The sequence below is a fragment of the Pelagibacterium luteolum genome (assembly GCF_900100665.1).
Lineage (GTDB): Bacteria > Pseudomonadota > Alphaproteobacteria > Rhizobiales > Devosiaceae > Pelagibacterium > Pelagibacterium luteolum.
Genome location: NZ_FNCS01000005.1, coordinates 197,159 through 210,288, shown reverse-complemented (window position 1 = coordinate 210,288; position 13,130 = coordinate 197,159). Strand labels below are relative to the sequence as shown.

The window sequence follows — 13,130 nt, the reverse complement described above, 5'->3', positions numbered from 1 at the left end:
CGGCTTGCGACTCTCAGCCTTCAGCCAGCCTGACAGCTTCTCGGCAAACGGATCGATCTTGCTCGGCCGCTCGGGCACCTTGAACTTCGGCTCAACCGTATCGGACCGAAGATATTTGCGAATAGTATTACGGGACAGACCTGTGCGCCGCGAAATCTCCCGGATCGAAAACCCGTCCCGGAAATGCCAGCGCCGGATAACGCTCAAAAACGCCATGTCCAACACTCCTCAATCTCCTGCCCAAAACGAGCAGGATAGCGTTCAAACATGGGTCAAATCTCAGTGGAAAAATCCCTCAGTACCGGGTCAGATCTCAACGGCAATCAACAGGCTCCGGTCCAGTAGCGGACAGCGGGATGCGTAGTGCCTGGCCGACATAGATCAGGTCAGGGTTTGTGATCTTGTAGCGGTTAGCAGAGGCTATCTCGGGCCACCTTTTGGCGTCGCCGAGATAGCGCTTGGCCAGCCTAGACAGAGTATCGCCAGGCTCAACGATATGAGCCGTGAAATTTTCTGGGGCCAGCTCGATACCATCCTCGCCCATGCCCAGCGCGACGACGTCCAATCCATCAAGGTCAGCTTGAACGTGCTCCAGTGGCTTGGGGCGATAACGAGATTTTTCCGGAAGCTTATCTTCGTTCTCGTGCCATCTGCGCTGAGCGCTGACACTGACTTCGTGCAATGCCTGCGGCCCCGGCTGGCGAACGGTTTTCGGCATGTACTTCATCAACGTGCCGATGATGCTGAAGCCTTCTTCTTCTCCCGAGTTCTCGAGATATTCCAAGTGTGACGGCGACAGTCCGTAAATAGGTGAGCCTTTTGAGCTGTCGAGGACGAGGCCAGCATTGCCGGCTCCATCCCATATCCACTCGAGTGCCTGGTCCGACAGACCGCGACGGGGGCCGCCGCCACCAACACCGCCGTGAACACCGGGGAACCACTTCTGTTGATATGGGGCATCCTCGGCCTTGGGGTCTTTACCTCGGTCGGCGTTCAGCTCTTCCAGATTTTCCCAAAGGGTTGGCTTGAAATCGGCCTTGCTTTCATCGATCGCGACAGCGTGTCGTGCTGACTTCACCATTGGGCTGAGGTTGGTGTCGTGGAAGCGATGGTCCTTGTTGAAACCATCTGCATTCCAGATGTAGTCAGGCACGCCTAAGGCGCCAACCGTGTCCCAAACACCAAGATAGGTAATCTTGAGCAGCGGGCTTTGACCAAGTTGGTAGTCGGGCACATTTGCAGCACGCCACTGGTCTTCAGCATCTGAGACGCTGATGTGGGGGGCGACGTCGCGACGGAACTCAAGGAGCTTCTGACGGAAGGCGTCGGTATCGTCGCGTGTCTTATAAAGCTCAACGGCCTCGTTCGATCTGCCAGCCGATGGGCGCTGCAAGATTCCGCATGTGCCGATCAGACCTGCAAACGATCTCGCAGTGAAGGCGCCTCGGGAAAAACCGAAGACGTAGATTTCGTCGCCAGGCGTGTGGTTGAAGATCAGGAAGCGATACGCATCCGACAGGTTTTTGACTAGGCCCTGCCCGAACAGGCCGCCACGGAATTTGTCGTTGTCGCCGGTGCCGACCCCCTCATCGTAATAGATGACCTGCGAGATGCCATCTCTGGTCTGGGGCAAAACGCTCTGGGCAGTGAACAGGACATTGGTGGGGTGGGCGGCGTCGATGCGGTTCCAGCTACCGTCGAAACAGAAAACGAGTCTCTTCACAGGAGTTATCCTTTTGATTGTGAGCGACCAGTCTCCAAGCCTCAACTCACGGGTGAAAACGCAGATTCACTAAATGTTCTTTCAGGTACTAGGCGGCGAGAAAATCTCGCCGCCGTTTAGTTACTTCGAACAATCGCCTCAAACTGTTCAGGTCAGTTCAGAACTTTGAGGCCGAATTCACAACTTTGGGCCTCTCACCACGATGTGGATATCCTCTGTGGGCATCCACACCGCCCCTGCCTTGTGCTTCCTCAACTACACCCAGTCGTCGACCCACACGTGTCACACTTCAAACACGTGCCGTTCCGCACCAGTGTAAAGTTCTGGCACTCCGAGCAGGCCTCGCCGACATAGCCCTTCATCTGGGCTTCGAGACGCAATGTGGTGGCGTCTTTGGCTTTGATGTCTTCGAGCGGGGGCATTTCGACGGCGGGGGCCGCTTCTTCCTCGGTCTTGAGGGCTGTGCCTTGCTTTTGGGCCGTGACCGTCTGGGTCTGCATGGCCTGGACGGGGTTGGCGGGCTTGAGGTCGTGGGACGAGACCAGCATCAGGGTCTTGTCCTTGACCCGGCCACGGGTCATGCCGCGCGAGACATAGGTGTCGGCGGGAACCGGGGCAGGGGCCGAGCGGTCCTTGACGGCCTTGTCTTCCGAAACGCCCTTGCCGATCGAGGTGGCGCCAGCGTCGGGGGTAACGTGGGCCAGATCGGTGCGGTCGAGATAGGAAATGGCCAGTTCGCGGAACACGTAGTCAAGGATGGACGTGGCGTTCTTGATCTGGTCGTTGCCCATGACGAGGCCGGCCGGTTCGAACCGGGTGAAGGTGAAGGCTTCGACGAACTCATCGAGCGGCACGCCATATTGCAGGCCGATCGAGATCGCGATGGCGAAATTGTTCATCATGGCGCGGAAGGCGGCGCCTTCCTTGTGCATGTCGATGAAGATTTCGCCCAGGCGTCCGTCACCATATTCGCCGGTGTGAACATAGACCTTGTGGCCGCCAACGATGGCCTTCTGGGTATAACCCTTGCGGCGATCGGGCATCTTTTCGCGTTCGCGGACGCGTTCGACGACACGCTCGATGATCTTTTCGGCAACGGCCGGAATGCGCTCTGCGGCGGGCAGGGCGGCGAGTTCGGCAACGTCGTCCTCATCATCGTCCTCATCGGCGAGAAGCGAGGAGTTGAGGGGTTGGGAGAGCTTTGAGCCATCGCGATAAAGCGCATTGGCCTTCAGCGCCAGCTTCCAGGAGAGCATGTAGGCTTCCTTGGAATCTTCGACGGTCGCATCGTTCGGCATGTTGATGGTTTTCGAAATCGCGCCCGAAATGAAGGGCTGAGCCGCGGCCATCATGCGGATGTGGGATTCCACCGAGAGGTAGCGCTTGCCGATCTTGCCGCAGGGGGTGGCGCAATCGAAGACGGGCAGGTGCTCGTCTTTCAGGAAGGGCGCGCCCTCGAGCGTCATGGCACCACAGACGTGGATGTTTGCCGCTTCGATCTCTTTCTTGCCAAAGCCGAGGAACGGCAGAAGCTCGAATGTGGGGTCGACGAGCTGGGCATCGGTGACGCCGAGTTCTTTAAGGAAATCAGCGCCCAGCGTCCACTGGTTGAAGACGAACTTGATGTCGAAGGCCGACTTCATGGCCGCATTGAGCGCAGCGATCTTGTCCTCGGGGAAGCCCTTGGTGGCGAGCGTGGCAGGATTGACGCCCGGTGCCTGGTTCATGTTGCCATGGCCCACGGCGTAAGCTTCGATCTCGGCGATCTGGTCTTCCGAATAGCCCAGCGTGCGCAGAGCTTCGGGGACGGCGCGGTTGATGATCTTGAAGTAACCGCCACCGGCGAGCTTCTTGAACTTGACCAGCGCGAAGTCCGGTTCGATGCCGGTGGTATCGCAGTCCATCACAAGGCCAATGGTGCCCGTGGGGGCGATGACCGAGACCTGGGCGTTGCGATAGCCGTGCTTTTCGCCCAGCGCGAGCGCCTTGTCCCATGCGGCGGTCGCCGCCGAGATCAGCTCGGCATCGGAGCACGAGGCATGATCGAGCGGAACGGGCGTGATCGAGAGGGCTTCGTAGCCATCGGCCTTGCCATAGGCGGCATTGCGGTGATTGCGGATGACGCGCAACATGTGCTTGGCGTTGCGCTTGTAATCCTTGAACGCACCGAGTTCGGACGCGATTTCCGCAGACGTCGCATAGGAAATGCCGGTCATGATCGCGGTGAGCGCACCGGCGATGGCGCGGCCCTCGTCGCTATCGTACGGAATGCCCGAGGTCATCAAGAGGCCGCCGATATTGGCGTAGCCCAGACCCAGTGTGCGGTAGAGATAGGAGCGTTCTGCAATGGCTTTTGAGGGGAACTGAGCCATCATCACCGAAACTTCGAGGACGAGGGTCCAGAGGCGCACGGTGTGCTCGTAATCGGCGACGTTGAACTTGCCGTCCTTGGCGCGATAGGGGAGCAGGTTGATAGACGCGAGGTTACACGCCGTATCGTCGAGGAACATGTATTCCGAGCAGGGGTTCGACGCGTTGATCGGGCCGGCTGCGGGGGTGGTGTGCCACTCGTTGATGGTGGTGTGATACTGAATGCCGGGATCGGCCGAGGCCCATGCGGCATAGCCGACCTGTTCCCAGAGATCGCGGGCCTGCAGCGTCTTTACCGTCTTGCCCGACTGGCGCTCGGTGAGGTTCCAGGTGCCGTCGTTTTCAACGGCGCGCAGGAAATCATCGGTCACGCGGACCGAGTTGTTCGAGTTCTGGCCCGAAACGGTGAGGTAAGCTTCCGAATCCCAATCGGTGTCGTAGATGGGGAATTCGATGTCGGTGTAGCCCTGCTTGGCGAACTGGATGACACGAAAGATGTAGTTTTCCGGGACCAGCGCCTTCTTGGCGGCTTTGACTTCGCGCTTGAGGGCAGGGTTCTTGTTGGGATCAAAGCAATCATCGGCGTGGCCATCGCAATTGACGGCAGCCTTCATGATGAGTTTGAGGTGCTTGGAGACGGTCTTGGAGCCGGTGACGAGGGCCGCGACCTTCTGCTCTTCCTTGACCTTCCAGTTGATGTATTCCTCGATATCGGGGTGGTCGATGTCGATCACGACCATCTTGGCGGCGCGACGGGTGGTGCCACCCGACTTGATGGCGCCCGCAGCGCGGTCGCCGATCTTGAGGAAGCTCATCAGGCCCGACGACTTGCCGCCGCCCGAGAGCTTTTCGCCCGAACCGCGCAGGGCGGAGAAATTGGTGCCGGTGCCCGACCCGTATTTGAACAGGCGCGCCTCACGGACCCAGAGGTCCATGATGCCGTTTTCGTTGACGAGGTCATCGTCGACCGACTGGATAAAGCAGGCATGCGGCTGGGGATGCTCGTAGGCCGATGTGGACTGGACGAGCTTGTGGGTGAAGGGGTCGACATAGAAATGGCCCTGGCCGGGGCCGTCGATGCCATAGGCCCAATGGAGGCCCGTGTTGAACCACTGCGGGGAGTTCGGTGCAACGCGCTGGGTGGCGAGCATGTAGCACAGTTCGTCATAGAAGGTGCGGGCGTCGTCCTCGGAGGTGAAATAGCCACCCTTCCAGCCCCAATAGGTCCAGGTGCCGGCGAGACGGTCAAAGACCTGACGCGAATCCATTTCCGAGCCATAGCGCTCGTCTTCGGGCAGCTTGGCGAGCGCCTTTTCGTCGGGGATCGAACGCCACAGCCAGGAGGGGACGTCGTTCTCTTCGACTTTTTTCAGGGCGCGGGCGACGCCGGCCTTGCGGAAATATTTCTGCGCGATGATGTCTGCTGCGACCTGGCTCCACTGGGCCGGGACGGCGATGTCTTCGAGCTTGAACACGACGGAGCCGTCGGGATTGCGAATCTCGCTCGTGGCCGAGCGGAATTCGATACCGTCATAGGCGGACTGGCCGGAAGTGGTAAAGCGCCGTTCTATTTGCATTCGTTTAGCCCCATAATTTCGTCCGACCAGCGTTCGACCGCCCCTGAAGGCATCTCGTCGTTGCCGACAATGTTGATTTGATCGGGCGCGGAGTTCGCCCGTTGCACCAACCTTTTTCGATTCTGGCGGACCGGGTCAATCACAGGAAATCCTCTATCCCTTGTGCTCAAGAAATAGCCATGAGCTAAATATAGTGGTTTTAGGTGTGGATAGCGAGGAAAACGTGCATAAAACTGCACAAGGGTAATGACATCGTCACAAAGCCGGTTTGGCGAAGGGTTAATGAAGTGTTCTGTTGGCAGGCGGGGCTAAATGCCCGTACTTCCTCGCTCTCCGCAAAGGTATCGCCAGATCGAGACTCAGGCCGGGGCTGTCAAGCGGCTTTTTTTGGGGCCGATCGACGATTTTTGTTGGCGGGGGCGCGACACAACATCTTGTGTGCACGATGCAGGCGCCATACGCCGCCTTGCGGTCTAGGCTCGCTGCAACACATGTGCTACAGCCGGGCGCAGTGATCGTCATCCATCAAGGCATTTTGGACGTGGCAAACAGCGGCTTCAAACAGTTCGTTTTCGAAATCTTCGGCTGGTGGAACAAGCAGACGCTCTCCACGCGCCTCTTCACCGCGCTGCGCGGGGAGAGGGTCGGCGAGGACGAACTGGGCAATGTCTATTACAAGGGCAAGAAGAACGGGCGTCGCTGGGTGATCTACAACGGCCCGGCCGAAGCCTCGGCCATTCCGGCCGGTTGGCACGGCTGGATGCACTATCGCACCGATGTGCCGCCCTCGCAGTCCAACTACAAGCCCCACGGCTGGGAAATCGCCCATAAGCCGAACCTGACGGGAACAGCGGGGGCATATCGTCCTGACGGATCGATCCTCAACCCGCAGTCGCGTCCGCGCGTGACGGGCGATTACGACGCCTGGTCCCCTGAATAAGCTTCGTCCCATGGTCCACGTCCGATCCGTGTGCATCGCCGTCGTGACGGCCCTCCTGGCGTGGCCGGCATTCGCACAACCTGTCGCCAATCCGGTTGCCGTGTTTTCGGGGCTCGACAAGATCACCGGGCGCATCACCGTATTCGATGTCTATATCGACGAAACCGTGCAGTTCGGATCGCTGCAATTGACACCGCGGGCCTGCTACACTCGTCCGTCGCAGGAAGCGCAAAGCGACACGGCGTTCATTCAGGTCGATGAAGTGTCGTTGCAGGCGACGATGACACGGGTCTTTTCCGGCTGGATGTTTGCGGATTCGCCGGCACTAAACGCCATCGATAACGCTGTGTATGACGTCTGGCTGGTGGACTGCAAGCAGGCCTCGGACGTTCCGCCGCCGAGCCAACGGTAGCCAGCATGAGTTCTCAGGTTCGGATTACCGAGCGGCTGCATTCGGTCAACGGCGTTATGGAGCCACAGCTTGTGTTGATACCCACTGTGGACATGCTGAGCGACAAGATCAGAGCCATCGAGCCAGGGTCAGAGCGCGATCTGGGAGACATCCGCGAGGAACTGGCGCGCGAGCATGCGGTCGACATCACCTGTCCCATCACGACCGGCAAGCTGTTAAAGGTCGTCGCGATGCTATCGCACACAGCCGTGACCATGGGCGATCCTCAGGCGATCCCATTCTGGCGCGCAGTACGGCCAGACGGTCCCTATGGCGAAAAACTGGCCGGTGGGCGCGGGTTCATCATCGCGCAGCGGGCTAAGGAGCGGGCGCGTTGAGCCGATCCCAGGCCCCAAAATCACCTTCGATTTCCAAGGCACCCGACAGCCTGATCTCGTAGATCGCGCGCGGAATTTCGATCGCGCCGAGGGAGGCGAGGTGATCGGTGATGAACTGGGTGTCGAGCAGCGCATAGCCACCGACATTGAGGCGGTCCACAAGGTGGGCGAGCGCAATTTTGGATGCGTCGGTGCGGCGGTGGAACATGGATTCGCCAAAGAACGCGCCACCGATCGCGAGCCCATACAAGCCGCCGACAAGCTCTGCGCCATCATAGACTTCGACAGTGTGGCAATAGCCCATGGCGAACAATTCGCCATAGAGCTCACGGATGGTCGGATTGATCCAGGTGCTTTCGCGATCCGAGCCTGTGGTGGCACAGCTTTCGATCACGGCCTCGAAGTCGCGATCGACGCAAACTGAAAACGGATTCTTTTTCAGGCGTTTGGCGAGACTTTTTGAGACGTGAAATCCATCGAGCGGCAGGACGCCGCGCATTTGCGGGCTGACCCAGAAGATATCGGGATCATCCGCACTTTCCGACATGGGAAAAATTCCCGCGCGGTAGGCACGCAGGATCAGTTCCGGGGTCAGCTCGATATCGAAGGGGTCGGTCTTGCGGGTCACGTCGGAAATGAAAAAGCGGCCACGAAGGCCGCTCTCCCTATTGCTTGTTGGTTTCGAGATATTTCTCGAGCCAGTGAATGTCGTAATTGCCCGCCTGGATATCGGGCTCCTTGATCAGGCGCCTAAACAGCGGCAGCGTGGTCTTGACGCCATCGACGATGAACTCGTCGAGTGCACGATTGAGCCGCTGCAGGCACTCGGCCCGCGTGCGACCATGAACGATCAGCTTGCCGATCAGGCTGTCGTAATAGGGCGGGATATTATAGCCCTGATAGACAGCTGAGTCGACGCGGATGCCGACACCACCCGCCGGGTGGTAATATGTGATGCGCCCAGGCGAGGGTGCGAAGGTCTGCGGGTCTTCGGCGTTGATGCGCACTTCGATGGCGTGGCCGTAAAACTGCACGTCTTCCTGCTTGAGCGACAGCGGCTCGCCGGCAGCGACGCGGATCTGCTCATAGACGATATCGAAATTGGTGATGCGCTCGGTGACCGGGTGCTCGACCTGCAGGCGGGTATTCATTTCGATGAAATAGAATTTGCCGTCTTCGTAAAGGAACTCGACGGTGCCCGCGCCGGAATATTGCAGCTTGCGCATGGCGGCGGCACAGATCTCGCCGATTTCCTGCTGTTCGGACATCGGAACGGTCGGCGCTGCGGCTTCCTCCCAGACTTTCTGGTGGCGGCGCTGTAGCGAGCAGTCGCGGGTGCCGAGATGGACTGCGTTGCCGCGACCATCGCCGATAACCTGCACTTCGATGTGGCGCGGCTTGCCGAGATATTTTTCGAGATAGACCGAATCGTCGCCGAAATTGGCCTTGGCTTCGCGGCGCGCGGTTGAGAACGCGATGCTAAGCTCGGCTTCACTATGCGCGACCTTCATGCCCTTGCCGCCGCCGCCCGATGCAGCCTTGATGAGCACAGGGTATCCGATTTCGCCTGCCGACTGCTTGGCCTCTGCCTCGGTGTTCACTGCGCCGGCCGAACCGGGAACGCAAGGAATGCCGAGTTCGAGCGCGGTTTTCTTGGCCTGGATCTTGTCGCCCATGATTTCGATATGGTGCGACGACGGGCCAATGAACGCGATCTTGTGTTCGGAGAGGATGCGCGCGAAGCGGGCGTTTTCCGAGAGAAAGCCATAGCCCGGATGGACGGCCTCGGCGCCGGTGATTTCGCAGGCAGCGAGAATCGACGGGATGTTGAGATAACTGTCCTTGGCGGCATTCGGGCCGACGCAGACGCTTTCATCGGCCAACCGCACATGCATGGCATTTGCGTCGGCCTGTGAATGGATAGCCACGGTCTGGATACCGAGCTCTTTACAGGCGCGCAGGATGCGCAGGGCGATCTCGCCGCGATTGGCTATGAGGACCTTGGAAAACATGGCTCGGCCTTATTCGATGACGACGAGGGGTTCGCCATATTCGACCGGCGACGCATCATCGACCAGTACGCGCGTGATAGTGCCGGACTTGTGGGCCGGGATCTGGTTCATGGTCTTCATCGCCTCGATGATGAGCACGGTCTGGCCCTCGGTGACCTTGGTGCCGACTTCCATGAAGGGCTTTGCGCCGGGCTCAGGTGCCAGATAGGCCGTCCCGACCATGGGGGAGGTCAGGGTGTTGGGGTTGGAGGCCAGATCTTCGGGCGATGCAGCTGCCGGTGTTGCGGCGCTAGACGCTGCGGGAGCCGCATGTGCTGCCGGAGCGGCATGAGCCTGGGGCGCATAGGACGGCGCTGCGACCTGCACGACTTCCTTGGCGAAAGTGCGGGTGACGCGGATGCGAAAATCATCCTGCTCGAGTTCGATTTCGGCGAGATTGGCGTCGTTGACCAGTTCGGCGATGGTGCGAATGAGGTCCTGATCGACCTGCGAGATCTTTGCCATTGTTATAGTGTCTCCACAAAACCCGGTCGTGCCGGGCCTTTTCTCAATTCAGGATGTCTGCGATGGCTTCGAGAGCCATTGTATAGCCTTTGGGCCCCAGCCCGCAAATGACGCCGGTCGCCACGCTAGATACGTAGGAATGATGACGGAAGGGTTCGCGCTGGTGAATATTTGACAGATGAACCTCGATTACTGGCTTTTCCGCGGCGCGCAGGGCGTCGTGAATCGCGACCGAGGTGTGCGAATAGGCGGCAGGGTTTATAACAATGCCATCCGCTGTCTTTCGCGCTGACTGAATCCAGTCGACCAGTTCGCCCTCATGATTGGACTGGCGGAAATCGCAAGCCAGATCGAGCGCTTCGCACCGCGTGCGGCACAAAGCCTCGATATCGGCCAGTGTTTCGCCGCCGTAAATGCTCTTCTCCCTGGTGCCAAGGAGATTGAGGTTGGGTCCGTTCAGGATCAGAATGCGTTTTGCCATAATGTCTTGGTTTTCCACGGCCTACGGGGCGGGCGCAAGCTCGCGTTATAGGAAATGCACTGAAAAGGCAAAAGAAGATGGCCGCAATCAGGCGGTTTGGGCAGCAATCAGATGCAGTAGCGTTTCCGCATCCTGGGGCAGATCGTGACTGACACGGCGATAGATGGCGCCATCGGGCGTGCGGCGCAGCAGGTCGAGTTCGCACAGTTCGCGCCGGAGCAGCACATAGTCCTCGAAGTCGTGCCAGGTGCGCAGCATGGCGTTGACGTCGAGTTCGCTCAATTGCCCGTCGCCCGGCATTTGTGACCAGATGACCCAGAGGGCCAGTTCCTGGTCGGAGCGCTTCGAAGGCCAGCGTTGCAATCGCCCGTCGGCCGAAAAGCACCGGGCCGCGCGCGAAAGGCGGCGTCTGGTGGCGGGGTCGAGATCGTCTGGAGCGACCATCAGCCTTCCTCTGGACCGCAGACTGTGGAGCCACATTCGCGCATATTGGCGATCCGGCGGGTGAGCTCGTCTTTGGATACGGCGCCGGGAAGGACTTCATTGCCGATGATGAAGGTCGGCGTGCCGGACACCCCGAGCCCCTGCGCGATGGCATAGGTGCGCTGGAGCGCCTCGGTGACGGAGCCGTTGTTCATGTCGAGTTCGAGCGTCAGCGGATTGAGGCCGAGATCGGCGGCTGCGGTGAGGGCAGCCTGGGTATCGATGGTGCCACGCGCGGAGAACAGAGCTGTGTGAAATGCTTGATAGTCGACGTCGGATTCGTTGACCAGGATGCCGATACGTGCGGCGTCCACCGACCCTCGCGAGAGAATCGGGAATTCCTTGAGGATCACGCGCAGGTCGGGGTCTTCCTCGACAAGGGCCATGACGTCGGCAACGACCTGGCGGCAATAGCCGCAATTGTAGTCGAACATTTCAACGAGCGTGACGTCGCCGTCGGGATTGCCCAGGACGATATTGGCGGGATCGTTATAAATGTCGTCCTGAAATGATTCGAGGGCGGCGCGGGAGCGCTCGGTTTCAGCAAGCTGCATTTCGGTTTGGAGGGCCGTGGACATCGTCTCGAGAATGCGCGGATTGGCCAGGAGATACTCTTCGATGACCGGTCCGATTGTGGCGGTATCTAACGCGACGGGCTCGGGTGCGGCTGCTGAGTCATCGGGCTGAGTGCTTGCGACGGCATCGGCGACCATTGCACGAATGTCTTCGGCGTTGGGGCCGGGGGTGGGACGCGTGGCGACTGAATAGGCGAGGCCCGCCGCGAGCGCCACGACGGCCACCGTGAGGCCCAGATTGATCGCCTTTTGCATGTCACTCTCCGAATCTCTTTGCGTCCGTTTAGCGTAAGCGAGCCTAGCCGACCAGCGCATCGGCTGGATATCGGGCGTGGACGATGAGGAGAATTTGCGATGGCGAGTAAGAATATGATACTATTAACATATAGAAATGTAGCATGAAATGCCATGCATGTGGCAAGATAGGCAAACTAGTGCTTCAAACTTGCCATATCGTAGAAAGTATGGAAGTACGGAATTTGCTTTCACTTAACATAGCGGACCTTCAGATGATCGCCAGCCCTATCCAGCCTTTTTACGCCATGGAAATTCTCGGGCGCGCGCAGGCGATCGAGGCGCAGGGCGGGAGTGTCTGTCACCTTGAAATCGGCGAGCCAGGCGGCAAGCCGGCGCCGCAGGTGATCGAGGCGGTGAGGCAGTGCCTGGAACGACCGATGGGATACACGTCGGCAAAGGGGATGCCGGCGCTGCGCGATCGATTGTCAGGCTATTACCGCGATCATCATGGCGTCGAGGTTTCGCCCGAGCGGATCATGGTGACGATGGGATCGTCGTCGGGGTTCATTCTCACATTCTTGGCGGGCTTCGCGCCGGGGCAAAGGATCGCGGTGACGCGTCCAGGGTACCCAGCCTATCTCAATATTCTATCTTCGCTTAATCTGCCGAGCGTCGAAATCCCGGTTTCGCCGGCCAATGGCTGGAAGTTGACGGCTGCCGATATCGCGGCTGCATATGAGCGCTCACCTTTCGAGGGGCTTCTGGTCGCCAGCCCGGCCAACCCGACGGGTGCTGTGCTCGATAGGGATGAACTCGCCGCGATCATCGCGTGTTGCGATCGGCTAGGCGTTCGCTTTATCTCTGATGAGATCTATCACAACCTGAATTATACCGGGCGTGACACGAGCGCGCTCGAGTTCAGCCACGACCATGTGGTGATCAACTCGTTCTCCAAATATTACTGCATGACAGGGTGGCGTATCGGCTGGCTGGTGATGCGGGAGGATCTGATCCGGCGGGCGGAGATGATGGCGCAGAGCCTTTTCATTTCCGCATCGAGCGTTTCGCAATGCGCGGCGCTGGCAGCGCTCGATGCGCGCGCGGTCTATGACGAGCGGCGTGAAAGCTATGCGCGGAACCGGCAAGTCCTGGCCGATGGGCTCAAGGGGCTGGGGTTTAAACTCGCCGAGCCGTCCGACGGCGCGTTTTATGCCTATGTCGATGCGTCTCCGTTCACGAACGACACTATGGATTTTTGCATGCGGATGCTGGAGACCGCAGGCGTGGCGGCGACGCCTGGGCAGGATTTCGACCGTATCGATGGCCACAAATATGTTCGGTTTTCCTACGCGGGAAAGCTCGAAACCATCGAAATGGCCCTGGACCGAATGGCCGGTTTCCTACAGCGCTGACGAAAAAGGGCGGCCTGAGAGCCGCCC

At 59.4% G+C, this 13,130-nt stretch carries 12 protein-coding genes and 1 pseudogene; 4 read left to right on the top strand and 9 right to left on the bottom strand.

All coding sequences use genetic code 11. From position 1 onward, the window contains the following. From BLR31_RS11210 to BLR31_RS11200, 3 genes and pseudogenes are all read right to left on the bottom strand, one after another. A pseudogene (locus BLR31_RS11210) lies at positions 1–216 on the bottom strand (IS21 family transposase); the annotation flags it as partial. Positions 217–313: 97 nt separating this feature from the next. After that, complete coding sequence (locus tag BLR31_RS11205; RefSeq protein ID WP_090596181.1) at positions 314–1,723, bottom strand: phospholipase effector Tle1 domain-containing protein; 1,410 nt, start codon at positions 1,721–1,723, stop codon at positions 314–316. A gap of 251 nt (positions 1,724–1,974) precedes the next feature. Continuing rightward, complete coding sequence (locus tag BLR31_RS11200) at positions 1,975–5,670, bottom strand: vitamin B12-dependent ribonucleotide reductase (RefSeq protein WP_090596179.1); 3,696 nt, start codon at positions 5,668–5,670, stop codon at positions 1,975–1,977. Positions 5,671–6,211: 541 nt separating this feature from the next. Between BLR31_RS11200 and BLR31_RS11195 the strand changes: the two genes are divergently transcribed. The 3 genes from BLR31_RS11195 to BLR31_RS11185 are packed head-to-tail and all read left to right on the top strand — an operon-like array spanning position 6,212 to position 7,399. Next, positions 6,212–6,610, top strand: a complete 399-nt coding sequence (locus BLR31_RS11195; RefSeq protein WP_244505028.1) for an NADH:ubiquinone oxidoreductase subunit NDUFA12 — start codon at positions 6,212–6,214, stop codon at positions 6,608–6,610. A gap of 10 nt (positions 6,611–6,620) precedes the next feature. Next, positions 6,621–7,022 (top strand): DUF2155 domain-containing protein, encoded by a 402-nt coding sequence (locus BLR31_RS11190; protein ID WP_090596173.1) that lies wholly within the window; start codon positions 6,621–6,623, stop codon positions 7,020–7,022. A gap of 5 nt (positions 7,023–7,027) precedes the next feature. Next, complete coding sequence (locus BLR31_RS11185) at positions 7,028–7,399, top strand: hypothetical protein (RefSeq protein WP_143009378.1); 372 nt, start codon at positions 7,028–7,030, stop codon at positions 7,397–7,399. Here the strand turns inward: BLR31_RS11185 and aat are convergent. The 6 genes from aat to BLR31_RS11155 all read right to left on the bottom strand — a co-directional run bounded on the left by aat (position 7,380) and on the right by BLR31_RS11155 (position 11,709). Next, positions 7,380–8,027 (bottom strand): leucyl/phenylalanyl-tRNA--protein transferase, encoded by a 648-nt coding sequence (gene aat / locus BLR31_RS11180; RefSeq protein ID WP_210183913.1) that lies wholly within the window; start codon positions 8,025–8,027, stop codon positions 7,380–7,382. The two genes, BLR31_RS11185 and aat, sit on opposite strands and share 20 nt — an antisense overlap. Positions 8,028–8,064: 37 nt before the next feature. Continuing rightward, a complete protein-coding gene (accC, locus tag BLR31_RS11175) occupies positions 8,065–9,411 on the bottom strand; it encodes an acetyl-CoA carboxylase biotin carboxylase subunit (protein ID WP_090596167.1) in 1,347 nt (448 codons plus the stop codon). Between the two features lie 9 nt (positions 9,412–9,420). Then, complete coding sequence (gene accB, locus BLR31_RS11170) at positions 9,421–9,915, bottom strand: acetyl-CoA carboxylase biotin carboxyl carrier protein (protein WP_090596164.1); 495 nt, start codon at positions 9,913–9,915, stop codon at positions 9,421–9,423. Between the two features lie 43 nt (positions 9,916–9,958). Continuing rightward, complete coding sequence (aroQ, locus tag BLR31_RS11165) at positions 9,959–10,396, bottom strand: type II 3-dehydroquinate dehydratase (protein WP_090596255.1); 438 nt, start codon at positions 10,394–10,396, stop codon at positions 9,959–9,961. An 87-nt stretch (positions 10,397–10,483) separates the two neighbouring features. After that, on the bottom strand, positions 10,484–10,840 hold the full coding sequence (locus BLR31_RS11160) for a DUF2087 domain-containing protein (RefSeq protein ID WP_176762617.1): 357 nt from the start codon (positions 10,838–10,840) through the stop codon (positions 10,484–10,486). After that, positions 10,840–11,709 (bottom strand): DsbA family protein, encoded by an 870-nt coding sequence (locus tag BLR31_RS11155; protein WP_176762616.1) that lies wholly within the window; start codon positions 11,707–11,709, stop codon positions 10,840–10,842. Before BLR31_RS11155 ends, BLR31_RS11160 begins: the two co-directional genes overlap by 1 nt. Positions 11,710–11,963: 254 nt before the next feature. Here BLR31_RS11155 and BLR31_RS11150 point away from each other — a divergent pair, with 254 nt between their 5' ends. Further along, the gene (locus BLR31_RS11150) at positions 11,964–13,103 is read left to right on the top strand and encodes a pyridoxal phosphate-dependent aminotransferase (protein WP_244505023.1); all 1,140 of its coding nucleotides are present in this window, start codon (positions 11,964–11,966) and stop codon (positions 13,101–13,103) included. The last annotated feature ends 27 nt before the right edge of the window (positions 13,104–13,130 follow it).